At 33.6% G+C, this 17,793-nt stretch carries 13 protein-coding genes; 10 read left to right on the top strand and 3 right to left on the bottom strand.

Going from position 1 to position 17,793, the window contains the following annotated elements; all coding sequences use genetic code 11:
* Window positions 1-43 precede the first annotated feature (43 nt).
* From BMZ76_RS06140 to BMZ76_RS06130, 3 genes are read left to right on the top strand one after another with little or no spacing between them, the layout of a single operon-like run.
* Window positions 44-868 (top strand): glycosyltransferase family 2 protein, encoded by an 825-nt coding sequence (locus tag BMZ76_RS06140; protein WP_167547427.1) that lies wholly within the window; start codon window positions 44-46, stop codon window positions 866-868.
* Window positions 865-1,272 carry a sugar 3,4-ketoisomerase gene (locus tag BMZ76_RS06135; RefSeq protein ID WP_091203920.1) on the top strand — a complete coding sequence of 136 codons (408 nt, stop codon included), beginning with the start codon at window positions 865-867 and terminating at the stop codon, window positions 1,270-1,272. The genes BMZ76_RS06140 and BMZ76_RS06135 overlap by 4 nt, the downstream gene beginning before the upstream one ends.
* Window positions 1,269-2,360, top strand: a complete 1,092-nt coding sequence (locus BMZ76_RS06130) for a glycosyltransferase family 4 protein (RefSeq protein WP_091203917.1) — start codon at window positions 1,269-1,271, stop codon at window positions 2,358-2,360. Before BMZ76_RS06135 ends, BMZ76_RS06130 begins: the two co-directional genes overlap by 4 nt.
* Here the strand turns inward: BMZ76_RS06130 and BMZ76_RS06125 are convergent.
* A complete protein-coding gene (locus BMZ76_RS06125; RefSeq protein WP_091203914.1) occupies window positions 2,357-3,247 on the bottom strand; it encodes a glycosyltransferase family 2 protein in 891 nt (296 codons plus the stop codon). The two genes, BMZ76_RS06130 and BMZ76_RS06125, sit on opposite strands and share 4 nt — an antisense overlap.
* Window positions 3,247-3,933, bottom strand: a complete 687-nt coding sequence (locus BMZ76_RS06120; RefSeq protein WP_091203911.1) for a cell division ATP-binding protein FtsE — start codon at window positions 3,931-3,933, stop codon at window positions 3,247-3,249. Before BMZ76_RS06120 ends, BMZ76_RS06125 begins: the two co-directional genes overlap by 1 nt.
* A 244-nt stretch (window positions 3,934-4,177) precedes the next feature.
* Between BMZ76_RS06120 and BMZ76_RS06115 the strand changes: the two genes are divergently transcribed.
* The 5 genes from BMZ76_RS06115 (at window position 4,178) to asnB (BMZ76_RS06095) (ending at window position 12,476) form a co-directional block, all read left to right on the top strand.
* Entirely contained in the window at window positions 4,178-7,192 is a 3,015-nt protein-coding gene (locus BMZ76_RS06115) for a tetratricopeptide repeat protein (RefSeq protein ID WP_091203908.1), read from the top strand.
* Between the two features lie 81 nt (window positions 7,193-7,273).
* A complete protein-coding gene (locus BMZ76_RS06110) occupies window positions 7,274-8,137 on the top strand; it encodes a PhzF family phenazine biosynthesis protein (RefSeq protein ID WP_091203905.1) in 864 nt (287 codons plus the stop codon).
* 105 nt (window positions 8,138-8,242) lie between these two features.
* The gene (locus BMZ76_RS06105; RefSeq protein ID WP_091203903.1) at window positions 8,243-10,003 is read left to right on the top strand and encodes a TonB-dependent receptor; all 1,761 of its coding nucleotides are present in this window, start codon (window positions 8,243-8,245) and stop codon (window positions 10,001-10,003) included.
* Window positions 10,004-10,124: 121 nt separating this feature from the next.
* On the top strand, window positions 10,125-10,574 hold the full coding sequence (locus BMZ76_RS06100) for a hypothetical protein (protein WP_091203900.1): 450 nt from the start codon (window positions 10,125-10,127) through the stop codon (window positions 10,572-10,574).
* A 225-nt stretch (window positions 10,575-10,799) separates the two neighbouring features.
* Window positions 10,800-12,476: an asparagine synthase B gene (gene asnB, locus BMZ76_RS06095; protein WP_091203898.1), complete on the top strand. Its 1,677-nt coding sequence runs from the start codon at window positions 10,800-10,802 to the stop codon at window positions 12,474-12,476.
* A gap of 572 nt (window positions 12,477-13,048) precedes the next feature.
* On the opposite strand, the gene BMZ76_RS06085 is transcribed toward asnB (BMZ76_RS06095), so the two are convergent.
* A complete protein-coding gene (locus BMZ76_RS06085; protein ID WP_091203895.1) occupies window positions 13,049-13,588 on the bottom strand; it encodes a hypothetical protein in 540 nt (179 codons plus the stop codon).
* A 743-nt stretch (window positions 13,589-14,331) separates the two neighbouring features.
* Between BMZ76_RS06085 and BMZ76_RS06080 the strand changes: the two genes are divergently transcribed.
* Together BMZ76_RS06080 and asnB (BMZ76_RS06075) are read left to right on the top strand one after the other, a co-directional pair.
* Window positions 14,332-15,957: an amidohydrolase gene (locus BMZ76_RS06080; RefSeq protein ID WP_091204123.1), complete on the top strand. Its 1,626-nt coding sequence runs from the start codon at window positions 14,332-14,334 to the stop codon at window positions 15,955-15,957.
* 195 nt (window positions 15,958-16,152) lie between these two features.
* Window positions 16,153-17,769, top strand: a complete 1,617-nt coding sequence (asnB, locus tag BMZ76_RS06075) for an asparagine synthase B (protein ID WP_091203892.1) — start codon at window positions 16,153-16,155, stop codon at window positions 17,767-17,769.
* Window positions 17,770-17,793 lie beyond the last annotated feature (24 nt).

Below are 17,793 nucleotides of genomic sequence, written 5' to 3'. Positions count from 1 at the left end.
TACAAAGCTGAATTATTTATATTTGTGTAAATATAATAACAAATTGATAAAAGAATTTAAAAAAGGAGATCTGGAAATAGTATTGGCTACAATGAATAGGGATTCTTTGGATTTTTTGATTCCTATGTTTCCTTTCAGTCATTTTTCGGAATTTCTAATTTTAATTATCAATCAAACTGCAGAGAATACGCTTTTGGTTTCAGAATTTCCCTCCGTCAGAATTGTGAATTCATTTGAAAAAGGGTTGTCAAAAAGCAGGAATTTGGGTTTGCAAAATGCGCATGGAAAACTTGTTTTATTGGCCGATGACGATGAGGTTTTCAAGGAGGATTTTGAAAACACTATTCTGGAAGCGCACAACAATTATCCTGAGGCTGTCAGCATTTGTTTTGCAATTGAAGATTCAAATGGTTTATTGTTTAAAAAGTATCCTTCTCAGATAAAAATGCAAGTAAATAATCTGGATGTTTTTAGTGTTTTATCGATTGAAATAACTTTAAAAAGAACGATATTTAATCAATTCAACAATAATTTTGACACTGATTTTGGGCTTGGAAGTTCATTTATGATGGGAGAAGAAACTATTTTTTTATCCGATTTGAAAAAGAAAAAACAGAATATAATCATTGTGCCAAAGGTCATTGCCAGCCATCCGGCGGTTTCAACAGATGATAAATTAAATTTTGAACATCGATATTATATTCAAGGTGCTTTTTTGACCCGAGTTTTAAAGAATAATTATCGAAAGTGGATTTTCTTGAAACTTTTTTTTGATATTAAACAGAATAAAATAAAAATAGATCAAGTTTTTGCTGCATTGAAAAGTGCTAGTAAAGGAAAAAAAGCGTATCAACAAATTACTAAATGAAAACAACTCTTGATGCCATAAAGCTTCTAAAAATCCCCGTTGTAGAAGATACGCGAGGAAATTTAGCGTTCATTCAAAAGGATTTTTTGCCATTTGAGTTTAAGCGTGTGTATTATCTTTTTGATGTGCCAAGCAACGCTTATAGAGGCGGACATTCACATATCCTTCAACAAGAACTTTTAATTGCTTTGAGTGGAAGTTTTGAGGTTGTTCTTCAAGATGGTGCTGTAAAAAAGTCATTTTTATTGAACAAGCCAAATGTTGGATTACTGATACCAACAGGGATTTGGAGAGAATTAGAAAATTTTTCCTCAGGAGCAGTTTGTTTAGTTTTGGCATCTGATGTGTTCGATGAAGAAGATTATATTCGGGATTTTGATGAATTTTTGATTTCTAAAAAATGAAGCTTCTCTACATTATTCCCAATATAAATAACGAAGGCGGAGTTGCCAGAGTGCTTTCGGTGAAAACGAATTATCTAATAGAAAGATTAGGGTATGAAGTACATATTTTAACTCAAAACGAAGGCTTTTCTCCTTTGTTTTATTCGTTTAATTCTACTATTTTTTATCACGATTTGCTATTAAAAGGTAGCTTTTTTCAGTTTTTTAATTCTTTTTCAAAAGGGTTAAAAAGTAAAATTAAAACCATACAACCGGATGTTATCATTGTTTCTGATAACGGTTTAAAAGCCTATTTAATTCCTTTTATTTTAAACATAAACACGCCGATTATTTTTGAGTGCCACAGTTCTAAATATATTGAGGAAAGCAAAGTAACACAGTATTTTGCTTTGACAAAGATTAAAATACTTTTCAAACAATTAGCTGCTAGAAGGTTTACCAAGTTTGTCGCCTTGTCAAAGGAGAGTTTGAAAGAATGGAATGTGAAAAATGGTGTTGTAATTCCAAATCCTTTATGGTTTGAACCAACTACTTTTTCTGATTTAAAATCTAAGAAAGTAATTGCTGTTGGTCGGCATACTTACGAAAAAGGATTGGATAGAATGTTGCAAATTTGGCAAAAAGTCATTCAAAAACATTCAGATTGGATTCTTGAAATTTATGGAAAATCGACTGAAAACGGCAATTTAAGATTGTTGGCTGAGGATTTAAATATTTTGAATAATGTTATTTTTTATGAACCGGTTCAGAATATTAACGAAAAATATTTAGACGCTTCATTTTATTTAATGACGTCTCGATATGAAGGTTTCGGAATGGTCTTAATTGAGGCGATGGCTTCTGGATTACCTTGTGTAGCCTATGATTGTCCATGCGGACCAAGAGGAATAATTTCTCAAAACGAAGACGGCTTTTTGATCGAAGATGGCAATGAGTCAGATTTTGTAAAAGCGATTGCGACTTTAATCGAAAATACTACATTAAGAAGAGAACTGGGAAAAAACGCAAAATTAGCAAGTGAAAAATATCATATCGATGCTATTATGGCAACTTGGAACCACTTATTTATTGGAATCAAAAAGAATTAATTTTTCTGATTTATTGAGCATAAATAGCCAACTCGAAACCAATTAAAAAGAACTAAATCAGGATTGTTTCCAGTCAAATTTTGTACTAGATATTTTTCAAAAAGTGTATGTATTTTTGAAATGATAAAAGCGGATTTTATTCTTTTTAAAAAATGATACAGTTGAATTAGTCTTACGAATTCAATATCAATTTTTTCTTCTTCGTATAACAAAATCAAATTCTCTAAAGACTCTTTGGTTTTATTCAGATAAACTAAATTAGTATCAATATGTCCATGTTCAACTGGATTTTCAATATGATTTATTTTCACTTGTAATACACTCAATTGATACGAAAGTAGAGTGTCATCATGACCGTATTTTTTTGTGTCTTTATCAAATTTTACTTTGTTGAAACACTCTTTTTTAATTACGGTATTATTAAAAAGTAACGATTGATACGGTTGTTTCTTTCGGTTTTCGGCGAATTTGTCTTCAATAAATCTTCCGTATTTCCAACGTAGTTTTTGGTTGTCGGAAGGACATTTTTCAGGATTCAACCTACCTCCATAAACAACATCAAAATCATGAAGGTTTTCAATGTATTTTTTTATGTAATTGTCATGAATAATTATAGAGTCCCCGTCGATAAAAAGCAAATAATCAAATTTTGCTTGCTCAGCGAGGGAGTTTCTGTTTTCACGATGTGCTAGATTTTCTTTTAAGGAGACAAAACTGCAATTTGGTAATGCATTTACATGCTCATTAAATGCATTCAAACTTGATTGTGAAGCGTCGTCTTGGCACAAAATTTCAAACGTTATTCCGCAATCTAAACATTGTTTGTGCAACTCCGAAACCAGCGGATAAACATTGTAATTATAAACCGGAATTAGTATCGAAAGCATTACGCTGTTCGCTGCTGAATCACTTCAAAAATTTTGGAGTCTTCACATTTTAATGTTTTCGAAGGGAATTTCATTAACAATGCATAATCGTGTGTTGCCATAATTATGGTTTTTCCATTTGCATTGATTTTCTTTAGGACTTCCAATACCTCGGCGCTTGTTTGTGGATCTAAGTTTCCTGTAGGTTCATCCGCAAGGATTAATTCAGGGTCGTTAAGCAAAGCGCGAGCGATGGCTACACGTTGTTGTTCTCCTCCAGAAAGTTGATGAGGCATTTTTTTGCCAAAATCTCTCATTCCCACTTTAGTTAAAACTTCGTCAATCTTATTTTGCATTTCTACGTTGTTTGTCCAGCCAGTTGCTTTCAGTACAAACAGCATATTGTCGTTTACAGTGCGGTCCGGAAGTAATTTGAAATCCTGAAAAACGATTCCAATCTTTCTTCTCAAAAACGGAATGTCATCTTCTTTTAAAGTGGCTAAATCAAAATCTACTATATGACCTTCTCCGTCCGTTAAAGGTAAATCAGCATATAAAGTTTTCATTAAGCTACTTTTTCCGGAGCCTGTTTTTCCAATGATATATAGGAATTCACCATGTTTTACCTCCAAGTTTACCTCTGTTAAAATAGTTTTTTCTTCTTGATAAATAGTTACATTTTTTAAAGACAGTACGGATTGTGACATAATTTGCATTTGTTTATTGGGTAAAAGTAAGAAGATAACGCTTCTATTCAAAATAAATTCTGTTGTATTAGGCAGAATTTAAAAAATTATAAACATTATGAAAAACTGGCGCGGCTTGATTTGATTAATCATACGCAATGTCGCTTAAATTGCAAACTGTGAAAAAAAATCATAATAAAAGCCAAAACGGATTCGTTATAGAGTTCAGAATACAATACATTTGAATTATTAAAATAAAATCACAATGCGTAAACTTTCCTGGGGCTATTTTTTATCCTTTTTTATTATAACGGCCAGTATTTCGGCACAAAAATCAATTATTTATACTCACGATTCTAAAGATTTTAATAAAGCGGTTTCTTTATTCAAAGATGAGCAATACGCCTCGGCGCAACTTATTTTTAATAAAGTAAAGGAAGCTGCAGCTACTGAAGAATTGAAATCAGATTGTGCCTATTATGCCGCTAATTGCGCCATTCGAACCAATCAGTCCAATGCGGATGAATTGATGGAGCAATTTGTTTCAGATTATCCTACGAGCGTAAAGCAAAATCAAGCATATATTGAGGTGGCACATTATCATTTTAACCAAGGAAATTATCCGCAAGCGTTACAATGGTTTGATAAAGTAGACGAAAGCAGTTTAAGCAGAAATGACCAAGATAAATTCAATTTCCAGAAAGGCTATAGTTTTTTTAACGCCAAAAAGAAAAAAGAAGCTACAGTATATTTGAATAAAGTCGTTAACTCTGCTGAATATGGTTCTCAAGCCAAATATTACTTGGGATTTATGGCTTATGAAGGTGATGATTACAAGCAGGCAACGAAGTATTTTGACGAAGTTTCGGGCGAAGAGAAGTACAAAGAAAAGCTTTCCTATTATCAGGCAGATATGAATTTTAAGTTGGGGAATTTCCAAAAAGCAATTGATTTGGGGCAGAAAGCAATGGCTAAATCAACTCCTTTGGAAAAATCAGAACTTAATAAAATCATTGGCGAAAGTTATTTTAATTTAAAAAAATACGATAATGCAATTCCATATTTAGTAGATTATAAAGGAAAAAAAGGGAAATGGAATAATACGGATTTTTACCAATTGGGTTATGCGTATTACAAACAAAAAGAATATGAAAATGCGATTTCGCAGTTCAATAAAATCATTGGCGGGAAAGATTTAGTAGCACAAAATGCCTATTATCACTTGGGAGAAAGTTACCTGAATACAGATAAAAAGCAACAGGCCTTGAATGCGTTCAAAAATGCTTCGGAAATGAGTTTTGATGCTGCAATTCGAGAAGATGCAAGCTTGAATTATGCCAAATTAAGTTATGAATTAGGGAATTCGTATCAAAGTGTACCGGCTGTTTTGCAAGTTTTTTTGAATAAATATCCAGACAATGGGAGCCGTTCTGAGGTTGAAAAATTATTGATAGATTCTTATATTTCTTCTAAAAACTACAAAGAAGCTTTAATTTTATTAGAAAAAAATAAAGCGCCTGAAAATAAATTAGCGTATCAAAAAGTACTTTTTTATAGAGGTTTAGAATTATACACCGATGGAAATTACCCAGAAGCATTGAAAATGTTCACTAAATCTATAAGTGAACAGAAAGATGCGGTTTTTAATGCCCGAGCTACTTTCTGGAAAGGAGAGTCTGAATATGTTTTAAATGATTTCAAAGAGGCGTTATTGAGTTTCAAGCAATTCATTGGTTCAAATCAAGCCGCAACAACACCGGAATTTAAAAATAGTAATTACAATATTGCTTACACGTATTTTAAATTGAAAGAGTACGACCAAGCAGGTGATTATTTCCAAAAACAAATAGAAAAAGCGCCTTCGGATAAAGTGCGTTTGAATGATTCGTATTTGCGTTTAGCGGATTGCCGTTTTGTGACTTCAAAATACGGTCCCGCAATGGAGGCGTATACTAAAGTAATCGAATCTAAAAGTGTAGATGCGGATTATGCGTATTTCCAAAAAGCAATTTCCTATGGATTTATGGCTAAAAACGATAAGAAAATTGATGAGATAAATGCTTTTTTACAATTGTATCCAAAATCAGAATACAGAGACGATGCGCTTTTTGAATTGGCAAATACCTATGTTGCTGAGAATAAAAATGATCTTGCTGTAAAAACATACGACCGATTAAATGCGGAATTTAAAAAAGGATCTTTCACTTCCAGATCTATTTTGCGTCAGGGATTGGTTTATTATAACACTGATAAAGACGAGCAGGCATTGTTGAAATTTAAAAAAGTTGCGGCTGATTTTCCTAGAACTCCGGAAGCTTTAGAAGCGGTTGCGACTGCTAGATTAATTTATGTGGACAATGGTAGAGTAGATGAATATGCAACTTGGGTTCGTACATTGGATTTTGTTGCTGTAACGGATGCAGAATTGGATAATGACACGTATGAAGCCGCTGAAAAACAATTTCAACAAAATAACGTTAAACAGGCAATTGCAGGATTTAGCGGTTATGTAAATCAATTCCCTCGCGGGATTCATGCTTTGAAAGCTAATTATTACCTCGCGCAATTGTATTATGCTGAAGGGTCAGAAAGCAAATCCATACCTAATTATGAGTATGTAGCTGCACAATCCAGAAGTGAATTTACAGAACAATCGTTGTCAAGATTGGCTCAAATCTTCCTTAAAAACAAAGAAGATCAAAAAGCAATTCTGATTTTGACTCGTTTAGAAAATGAAGCGGATACTTCTCAGAACAAAACATTTGCACAATCGAACTTAATGAAATTGTATTACGATAAAAAAGATTATCCGAATTCAGGTATTTATGCCGAGAAGGTTTTGATAAATCCAAAAACGGATGACAATGTAAAAAGTGATGCACAAATTATCATTGCACGTGCGGCAATTGAAACGGGTGATGAAGCGAAGGCGAAAGTTGCTTATGCAAAATTAATGACGATTGCCAAAGGGGAATTAGCAGCTGAAGCATTGTATTATGATGCTTATTTTAAAAATAAAGACGATAAATTTGAAGCTTCCAATACTGCAGTTCAAAAATTAGCGAAGAATTATTCCAGCTATAAATATTTTGGAGCCAAAGGTTTAGTCTTGATGGCGAAAAACTTTTACGGACTGAAAGACAGTTATCAGGCAACCTATATTTTAGAAAATGTAATTCAAAATTTCACTGATTTTCCGGATGTAGTTTCAGATGCACAAAGAGAATTGAACGCTATAAAGGCGGAAGAATCCAAAACAAATTCATCGATAACAAAATAAAAAATCAAGGTTTGGAAGTTGGAAAACAACTTAAATCAAGCATAAATTTTTAAATAATCGAAAGCCAAAAAAACAAATTGAATGAGTCTATCTTTTTATATCGTTGATGTTTTTGCAGAAAAAAAATATGCGGGAAATCAACTCGCAGTTTTTTCAGGTGCCGATTCATTAACTGACAAGCAGATGCAGGAAATTGCGCGAGAAACAAACTTTGCGGAAAGCACTTTTATCACCGAGCTTAATGCTGAAAACAATTCGGCAACCATCAGAATTTTTACTCCAGAGCACGAAATGAAGTTCGCCGGTCACCCAATTATTGGAACTTCATGGGTTTTAATGAATAAGATATTTGAGCACCAACCTGAAAAGATTACATTATCGGTTCCAATTGGTGAAATTCCAGTGAATCAATCGGGAGATTTGGTTTGGCTGCAGGCTGCTCAGCCGAAATTTTTGGATACTTTTTCAGCAGAGGATTTTGAATCGTTCAGCAATTTAAGCAATACTGATTTCGACGCTAAATTTCCTGTTCAGGAGGTGACTACAGGAAGCGCTTTTGTAATTGTTCCTGTCAAAAATATAAAAGCATTGGAGAATTTGATTTTGGATAAGGATAAAATGAACGAATGGTTACGCGAGCATTGCAAAACCAATCATAGAGCGTTATATTTTTATTGTTTAGAAGATGCAAAACTCAGTAGCAGAATGCTGTGTATTGAAAACAATCAACTTATTGAAGATGCGGCAACGGGAAGTGCAAGCACTTGTTTACAGGCTTTTCTTTTAAAATATAATGAGCCGGAAATCCAAATTATCAATCATCAGGGCGATTTTATAAACAGACCTTCCCAGATTTATTTTGATGGGAAATTGACGAATGATCATTTTGAGATAAAAATTGGTGGCAAAACGCAATTCATTGCAAAAGGCGAATGGGAAGTATAAATTGAAGATTAGGAAGGACGAATTACAAATTAAGAAGTAAAAAAATAAAACATGACATTTAAAGATAAAAATAAAACATCATTTATTAATACGATAGTAACATTCATGACACCCTTAACTTCGGGGAGAGTGGCGGTGGGGATTTTGTTTCTTTTGCTCTCTCAATTTTCTTTTGCACAAAAGAAAGAGCAAATAGGCACCGAAACAGTAAATGTTGTAAAACCGTATACGCCAAAAATTTCGGATGCTTTCAAAGTCAAAGAAATTCCAGAACTGGATGAGGAAGGAAATGCCAAAAAAGAAATCATTAAATATTCCATTTTTTCTTTTCCGGTAGCTTCAACGTTTACCCCATCCAAAGGAAAAGCAGAAGGAGTAGAGAAAGAAAAACAAGCGCATTTATTTAAAAATTATGCCACTTTTGGTGTTGGGAATTACGGAACTTTTATTGGCGAATTATTCTTAAATCACGATCTTAATAATACGGATTATGTTGGCGGGATGTTTCGTCATCATTCGTCAGAAGGCGGAATCAAAAATGTAGCGTTAGAAAATCGTTTTTATGATACCTCTCTGAACTTGATGTACGGTTCAAATCAAAAAGAAGTGTCATGGAATTTGGATTTAGGGTACCAAAACCAAATTTATAACTGGTATGGATTGCCTTCAGAATTTGGTAGTACTTTATCAGCTCAGGATCAAGTGATGTTGATTAATGCAATTGATCCGCAGCAAACATACAGAACCATATCGTTAGGCGGAAATGTAGCTTTTAACGAAAGTATTTTAAACAAAACAAGTATTAAATACAACCATTTTTCGGATTCTTCCGGATCTTCTGAAAATCGATTTTATGCAAAGCCTACTATTGAATTTGACGTAATGGAAAGTGCTGTGAAAACGGATTTAATTGTAGATTATGTAGGGGGAAGTTTTAAGAAAAATTATTTAAATACTAATACAGAAGCCATGAAATACGGCTTTACAAATTTCGGAATCTCACCAAGTTTTGTGATGCAGGAGAACGACTGGACGCTAAATATTGGTGCCGCATTTATATATAGCATGGACAATCAAAACAGTAGTAATTCCATTTATATTTATCCAAAATTCAATGCTTCGTATAAAGTAGTTGGCGATTTGATGATTTTTTATACTGGTGCCGAAGGGAACTTGAAACAAAATTCATATCAGGATTTTGTGGACGAAAATCCGTTTTTATCCCCAACATTGAGTGTGACACCAACAGATCAGCAGTATGATGTTTTTGCCGGATTAAAAGGGAAATTAACTAACAATGTAAGCTATAATGTAAAAGCTTCATACGTCAACGAAAGAAATAAAGCCCTGTTTAGAAGCAATGATTACAATGAAAATGCGGGTAATGAAGATTATGCGTTTGGAAATTCCTTTCAAGTGGTGTATGACGATATGAAAACATTAAGTTTTTACGGAGAACTAAAAGCCGATTTTTCTGACGATGTGTCTTTTGGAATCAATGGAATTTTCAGTAAATACACCAATGATTTTGAGCAAGAAGCTTGGAATCTGCCTACTATAAAAATAAGTTCAAATCTTGATTTTAATATCACTGAGAAATGGTTCGCTGGTGCAAATGTGTTTTACGTAGGCGAGCGAAAAGATTTTCAGATAAATACTGATTTAATATATGTAGTTCAGCCGGGTCCTTTTACTTTAAAATCTTATTTTGATGTAAATGCAAATGTAGGATTCAAATACAGCGACCGATTGACCGCTTTTGCGAGAGCTAATAATATTACTAATAATGCCTATGAAAAATGGCTGAATTATCCAGTTCAAGGTTTTCAGGTGATTTTAGGCGTGAACTATAAATTTGATTTTTAAATTTTCTACCACGAAGACACAAGTTTTTTTGCCACGAAGGCACAAAGACGCAAAGGGTTTATCTGTTTTTCTAAAATTTTTACTTTTCTTCGTGACTTAGCGCCTTCGTGGCAAAATAATTATGACTTTCAAACAAAAAATACATACTCATTATCTGCAATTAGTTCAGGATCGAATTGATGTTTTCAAAGACATGATCGTGGCACTTACCGAAGATTCTAAAAACGATGCTAAAGGTTCTGCCGGAGACAAACACGAAACGGCTTTATCAATGATGCACATTGAGCAGGAAAAACTCAATCGTAAATTGAGAGAAATATTGGATCAAAAAATAGTTTTGGATAAAATTGATGCTACTACAACTGCCGAAACGATTATTGTAGGGAGCTTGGTAAAAGCAAATGGAATTTATTTATATCTAAGTGTGGCACTTCCAAAAATTAATGTCGACGGAATCAGTATTATCGCATTATCTCCACAATCACCTTTGGGAAATAAACTCATGGGAAATAAAGAAGGTTTTACTTTTGAGATTAATGGGACGAAGTATTTGGTGCAGACTATTGGATAAAACTTATCTCATCTGCGTCCTATTTTACAATCTATAAGCTCAATTCTGTTTTTATTCTCTTTCAATTACATTTTTAACGTAAATTTTATTTTTTAGTTATTATTTATAACTAAAAATAGCATTTGTGTTTTTCAAATAGAACTATAATTCCATCTTTGCCCTGTCAAAATAAACTAAGTAGGTTTCTTTCACAACTTGAAACCTTAAACTTTAAACAAAAAAATTATGTGTGGAATAGTATGTGCCTTTGATTTAAAACAAAAAGCAGAAGTTTTAAGACCTCAAGTATTAGAGATGTCTAAAATTATCCGTCACCGTGGACCGGACTGGAGCGGAATTTTTAGTAATGAAAAAGCGATTTTGTCTCACGAACGTTTGGCAATTGTTGATCCTGCTTCAGGAAAGCAACCGTTGTTTAGTGAAGACAAACAACTTGTTTTAGCAGCAAATGGTGAAATTTACAACCACAGAGAATTACGTAAACAATTTGAAGGCAAATACAACTTTCAAACCGAAAGTGACTGCGAAGTAATTTTAGCACTTTATAAAGAAAAAGGACCTCATTTTATAGATGAAATGAACGGGATTTTTGGATTTGCCATTTATGATGTAGAAAAAGATGAGTATTTTGTTGCTCGTGATCACATGGGAATTATTCCGTTATACATTGGCTGGGATGAACACGGAACTTTTTATGTGGCTTCAGAATTGAAAGCATTAGAAGGATATTGTACCAAAATCCAATTGTTTCCCCCAGGACATTATATGTCAAGTAAAGATGGCGAATTTGTACAATGGTACAAAAGAGAATGGGTTGATTATGATGCTGTAAAAGACAACGTAACCAGCATTGATGATATTAAAGTAGCTTTAGAAGCTGCAGTTCACAGACAATTAATGAGTGATGTGCCTTACGGAGTATTGCTTTCCGGAGGGTTAGATTCTTCGATTACTTCGGCTGTGGCCAAAAAATATGCGCAAAAACGTATTGAATCCGGAGATGTTGCCGATGCTTGGTATCCGCAATTGCACTCTTTCTCGGTAGGATTAGAAGGTTCTCCAGATTTAGCGGCAGCTCAAATAGTTGCAGATCATATTGGAACCATTCACCACGAAATTAAATTCACTATTCAAGAAGGTTTAGACGCAATTAAAGATGTAATTTATAACTTGGAAACGTATGATGTGACTACAATTAGGGCATCTACACCAATGTGGTTAATGGCGAGAGTTATTAAATCGATGGGTATCAAAATGGTATTGTCAGGTGAAGGAGCAGATGAGCTTTTTGGAGGATATTTGTATTTTCATAAAGCACCAAACGCGAGAGAATTCCATGAAGAAAATGTGCGTAAATTAGGAAAACTTCACATGTATGATTGTTTACGAGCGAACAAAAGTTTAGCAGCATGGGGAATTGAAGGACGTGTGCCATTTTTAGACAAAGAATTTATGGATGTGGCGATGAGAGTTAATCCACAAGATAAAATGATCAATGCAGAACACCCAATGGAAAAGTGGGTGGTTCGTAAAGCTTTTGAAGAGATGTTACCCCCAAGTGTGGCTTGGAGACAAAAAGAACAATTTAGTGATGGTGTAGGATACGGCTGGATTGATACCTTGAAAGAAGTTGTAGCTGTTGAAATTACCGATGAACAATTAGCAAATGCAAAATATAAGTTCCCTTTACAAACGCCAACCTCTAAAGAAGAATATTACTATCGGTCTATTTTTCATGAGCATTTTCCGAGTGATGCAGCGGCTTTGTGTGTTCCACAAGAAGCAAGCGTTGCCTGTAGTACAAAAATTGCATTGGAATGGGATGAGGCTTTCAAGAACATGAATGATCCGTCCGGAAGAGCGGTAGCTAGTGTGCATGATGATGCATATGCAAAAGCATAAACAGTATTGAAATAAGATTTTTAAAATAGATAGAACGCTCTCCTTTTCGAGAGCGTTTTTTTATGGGAATATATTTGTGGAGAAGTTTATTATGGATGTAGTTTAGTTTTTGTTCAAACACTTTCAAACTCCAAATTTCTATTGGTTGGTTGTTTTATTGCTAAAACTGTTTTTCCTTGATCCTGATGGATCTTTTTGAGCTGACCTGAAAATAAAATGTGCATGACTTGGCATAATGCAATTACCATAAATTCCCATACCCTTGTTTTTTCTGCAATGGTCTAATGATTCGGTCATTATTACAAAATAATTATCCCTTGTAAATACATTTATCAAATTTACGGTAGCGAAACTTACAAATTAAGAATCCTCTTTTTCGTGAAATTTATATTTTCTGCTTATTTGACTTTGTGGTAAATATAAATATTCTTGAAAAAAATCTATAATTTTGTTAGGTTGTAGTTGGTTTTGTTTGCTCAACTTGTCTTGTCCTAAAAGAGGTTTACAATTTTGGGTAAACCCATTTTAGGACAAGACACTGATACCTAATGCTAAGTCTAGCGGGGGAGTTATCAACCCATTCCTAATAATTCTTTCTTTTTAAAAACCCAAATAGCATTTCGTTTTATGAAATAATATCGTTCTTTAATCATACTTATACCAATATTTTTTTTTACATCTATATTAGCTTCATTATCCGTCATATAAAAATTTGAAAAATTTACAAATAGTATATTATTATCATAATTATTAACTTTAACGAGTTTTATAGTATAATTAGTTTTAAAATTAACTAAATCACTTTCTTGTAATTTAAACTTAAAAGACTTTTTTTGATTAATATAATTAAAGTTCTCATCATTCTCAATAAAAACAGAGTCTAGCAAACCAATTGTTATTTTTTCTACTTTAAGATCTTTGAATTCTTTGGAAGGAGGAATTAAGCTAGTATCAAAACTTTCAACTGAATCAATTAGGCTATTAATATTTTGGGTAATAAATACTCTCTCTCTATGAGTATTTAATCCATTTTTACTATTCGTTTTTAACTCATTTTTACAACTGCAAATAATAAAAAGGAGTATTATTGTTATCTTATATTTACTACCCATTTTTTACTGTACTTTTAATTTCCCCATCATAATTTTGTATAGATCCAGATGACCATCTTTCGAAAGTTTATTCTGCCTAATAATATTTATTGGGCATAAAATTCCAATATCACCCATAATGTACTAATTCGTATAAAATTTCAATTCCTGCAAAAAAATGAAGATCCACGCATTCCAATTTTCGTTCCAAATACTTTATCATTATAACCTCCATTGTCCAAACTTGTAGCTACAATATCTTCAATATGTATATATCCCTTCGCAAGACTTATTGTTTTTTCCGAAACCAAATTTATCAAATTATTCTTGACAATAAATCAAAAAATTATGAATTATTATTTGGTAAAACCATAGTAATCTGGATGAAAAAATTATTTTTTGATTTTGCTTATAAATGTAAGCCACTTCACCTTTAGTATATACTAATATTTATTTGAATTTTGCTGATTTGCTAAAGCTAGATTAACTCTACAGACATTGGTGTCAGTAAAAATGTAATGCTTACTCACCTTCCTATTATATTTATGTTAGCCCACTCAAAAGATTCAAATCTTTTAGCAAAAGGTTCTAAATTGTCCTGGCAGGATCACAATAAAAAAGACAAAGTCTACTAATTACGAGAGCGTTTTTTTATGGAAATAATCAGAATGGTCAAGTTAAGAATTCAAAAAATTCTTTTAATTCCGTTTGTTTAAAATAATTCGGTACAGTTTTTTTATATTAGCACAACTAAAATGTTTATTATGAAATTTATTACACTATTCTTTGGTTTTTTCTTATTGATTTCTTGTGATCAAAAAAATAAAATTTCCGTTGATACGATTATTACCGATGCAACGATTTACTCGGTCAATAACTCTTTTGAGACCGCTTCGGCTATGGCAATAGATAAGGGCAAAATTGTGGCTATTGGTACTAATGGTGAAATTGCAAATCAATACGAATCTAAAAATACGATAGAAGCGAAAGGGAAATTTATTTATCCTGGCTTGATTGATGCGCACTGCCATTTTTACAGCTATGGATTAAGTTTACAAGAAGCTGATTTGCGTGGAACTAAAAGTATGGACGAAATAATAACCCGTTTAAAAGCTTTTCAAAAAGATAAAAATCCAACATTTATTGTTGGGAATGGTTGGGATCAAAACGATTGGAAAGTTAAAAAGTATCCAACAAAAGCAGATTTAGATGCTGCATTTCCTGATATTCCTGTAGTCTTGAATAGAGTAGACGGGCATGCAATAATCGTCAACAGTAAAGCGTTAAAATTAGCCGGAATCACGAAAGATACGAAAGCTGTTGGCGGTCAGATTGAAATTGCAAACGGGGAACCAACAGGAATTTTAGTAGATAATCCAATGGAATTAGTGTTTAAGATAATTCCAAAACCAACTCGTAAGATACAAATTGCCGCCTTATTGGATGCCGAAAAAGTGATGTTTGATTATGGATTGACAACTGTAAATGATGCAGGATTAGATCCGGATATTATTCATTTGATGGATAGTTTGCAGAAAGCAAAATTGATGAAGCTCAATGTATATGCTATGGTCACTGCAAATCAAAAAAATATTGATTTATACTTAAAAAAAGGAATTTATAAAACGGATAATCTAAATGTACGTTCCTTTAAAATGTATGGCGATGGTGCTTTGGGTTCGCGTGGCGCTTGCATGCACAAACCGTATTCTGATAAACCCGACCAATATGGCGCTTTGTTGGCACCAGTTCCAGAATTAAAAGAAGTAGCCAGACAAATTGCGGCTTCAAAGTTTCAGCTGAATACACATGCCATTGGCGATTCAGCCAATACGGTGATTTTGAAAATATACGGAGAAGTTTTGACAGGCACAAAAGACCGAAGATGGAAAATTGAGCACGCACAAGTTCTGCGTGAAGCTGATTTTGACTATTTTAAATTTGGAATTATTCCTTCGGTTCAGCCCACGCATGCCACATCTGATATGTATTGGGCAGAAGACCGATTGGGAAAAGCAAGATTAAAAAATGCATATGCTTATAAAAAATTACTTCAAAAAGCGGGAATGGTAGCTTTAGGAACAGATTTTCCTGTAGAAGAAGTGAATCCGATGCTAACTTTTCATGCTGCTGTAGCCAGAAAAGACAGTAAAGAATATCCAAAAGGTGGTTTTCAAATGGAAAATGCTTTGACTAGAGCCGAAACTTTAAGAGGAATGACCATTTGGGCCGCTTTTTCTAATTTCGAAGAAAAAGAAAAAGGAAGTCTGGAAGTTGGGAAATGGGCTGATTTTATAATGTTTGATCAGAATTTAATGAAAGTGGAAGAAAATAAAATAGTGAAAATGAAACCAACGAACACGTATTTAAAAGGTCAGAAAGTCAAATAGTAGATTTGAATATATCCGATGATTTACAATTGTCACAGGCTGTTTTGATTTAGTGTTGTTTGAATTACATTTTTAAGATAAAACTCATCTTTTTGTTTTAAATAGCAACTAAATATACGAATTATGTTTTGTATTTGTAACTGCTATCGCATATTTGTCTAATTGAATTGGTAAAAAAAATAAAAATTTAATGTTATGTGCGGAATATTAGCCATTATCGGAAGAGGAAAAGATGAACAATTTTTTGGAGAACTTTCAAAAAGAATGACGCATCGTGGTCCGGATGAAAGTGACTTACATGTGACTGAAAAAGGACATATTTTAAGTCATGAAAGGCTGTCTATAATCGATTTACATTCCGGAAAACAACCGATACAAGGCACAAAAACGGCTTACATGGTACATAATGGCGAAATATACAATCATCAGGAATTAAGAGATGGTGTTTTGAACGGGCATATTTTTAGAACCAAATCAGATTCAGAGGTTATTGTGCATTTGTACGAAGAGTTTGGTTACGATTTTTGCAATCGTTTGGATGGAGACTGGGCTTTTGTAGTTGTTGATGGAGATGATTTTATTGCCGGCAGGGACCCGCTGGGAGTGAAACCATTGTATTACGGACTGGACGAGCGAGGAAGAATTTATTTCTCTTCTGAAATGAAACCTATTGCGGATCAGTGTAAAACCTTTTCTACTTTTCCTCCGGGACATTATTATACTCAAAAAACGGGTTTTGTAAAGTATTACAAACCGGAATACGAAGATTATTTAAAAGCCGACCAAGAGTTAGATTTAAAATTAATCAGAGAGACGTTGACCGAAGCGACTCGTAAACGGTTAATGAGCGATGTGCCCATTGGAGTATTGCTTTCAGGAGGATTGGATTCTTCATTGACTTCGGCAATTGCCTCCAGATTATTGGCTGAAACCGGTAAAAAATTGCATTCCTTCTCAATAGGTTTAAATGCGGATGCTCCGGATGCGGCCGCTGCAAGAAAAGTGGCGGAATTTTTAGAAACAGAACACCATGAAGTTCATTTCACTGTAGAAGAAGGAATTAAAATTCTGGATAAATTAATATGGCATCTTGAAACGTATGATGTGACTTCAATAAGAGCAAGTACGCCAATGTATTTCTTATCAAAAGCGATTACGGATTTGGGAATAAAAGTGGTGCTTTCAGGAGAAGGAGCCGATGAGATTTTTGGCGGGTATTTGTATTTCAGAAATGCACCTTCAACGGAAGATTTTCAAAAAGAAACCATCGAAAGAGTTCAAAAATTATTTACTGCCGATTTATTAAGAGCCGACAAATCAACAATGGCTCATGGATTAGAAACTAGAGTTCCGTTTTTAGACAAAGAGTTTTTAGAAATCGCCGTTCGTATCAAAGCAGAAGAAAAGATGCCTAAAACGTACGATGGTAAAGAAAAATATATTTTAAGAAAAGCATTTGATACTCCTGAAAACCCGTATCTTCCGGAAGAAGTTTTGTGGAGACAAAAAGAACAATTTTCAGATGGTGTGGGTTATCAGTGGATTGATGAATTGATTGATTATTGTGCGACACAAGTTACGGATGAGCAATTATCGGGAGCAGCGACTGAATTTCCATACAATTCTCCTACAACTAAAGAAGCCTATTTTTACAGGTCGATATTTAATAAATATTATCCACAAGTAAGTGCGGCACAAACGGTTAGAAAATGGATTCCAAAATGGCAAGAAAACCTGGATCCAAGCGGAAGAGCCAATGCAGCGCACGTTAAAGCCGATACCGAAATTGCAAAAACAGGAATTACGGTTTGAAACAATAATTTCAATATTTATAAA

The organism is Flavobacterium xueshanense (genome assembly GCF_900112975.1).
Lineage (GTDB): Bacteria > Bacteroidota > Bacteroidia > Flavobacteriales > Flavobacteriaceae > Flavobacterium > Flavobacterium xueshanense.
Note: the sequence above shows the minus strand (reverse complement) of the source record. Positions and strands in the feature narration are given on the sequence as shown.

Excerpts from the sequence above, each read along its gene's own strand:
- BMZ76_RS06135 (WP_091203920.1), top strand. The coding sequence starts at position 865 with ATGAAAACAACTCTTGATGCCATAAAGCTTCTAAAAATCCCCGTTGTA.
- BMZ76_RS06130 (WP_091203917.1), top strand. The coding sequence starts at position 1,269 with ATGAAGCTTCTCTACATTATTCCCAATATAAATAACGAAGGCGGAGTT.
- BMZ76_RS06125 (WP_091203914.1), bottom strand. The coding sequence starts at position 3,247 with ATGCTTTCGATACTAATTCCGGTTTATAATTACAATGTTTATCCGCTG.
- BMZ76_RS06120 (WP_091203911.1), bottom strand. The coding sequence starts at position 3,933 with ATGTCACAATCCGTACTGTCTTTAAAAAATGTAACTATTTATCAAGAA.
- BMZ76_RS06115 (WP_091203908.1), top strand. The coding sequence starts at position 4,178 with ATGCGTAAACTTTCCTGGGGCTATTTTTTATCCTTTTTTATTATAACG.
- BMZ76_RS06110 (WP_091203905.1), top strand. The coding sequence starts at position 7,274 with ATGAGTCTATCTTTTTATATCGTTGATGTTTTTGCAGAAAAAAAATAT.
- BMZ76_RS06105 (WP_091203903.1), top strand. The coding sequence starts at position 8,243 with ATGACACCCTTAACTTCGGGGAGAGTGGCGGTGGGGATTTTGTTTCTT.
- BMZ76_RS06100 (WP_091203900.1), top strand. The coding sequence starts at position 10,125 with ATGACTTTCAAACAAAAAATACATACTCATTATCTGCAATTAGTTCAG.
- asnB (WP_091203898.1), top strand. The coding sequence starts at position 10,800 with ATGTGTGGAATAGTATGTGCCTTTGATTTAAAACAAAAAGCAGAAGTT.
- BMZ76_RS06085 (WP_091203895.1), bottom strand. The coding sequence starts at position 13,588 with ATGGGTAGTAAATATAAGATAACAATAATACTCCTTTTTATTATTTGC.
- BMZ76_RS06080 (WP_091204123.1), top strand. The coding sequence starts at position 14,332 with ATGAAATTTATTACACTATTCTTTGGTTTTTTCTTATTGATTTCTTGT.
- asnB (WP_091203892.1), top strand. The coding sequence starts at position 16,153 with ATGTGCGGAATATTAGCCATTATCGGAAGAGGAAAAGATGAACAATTT.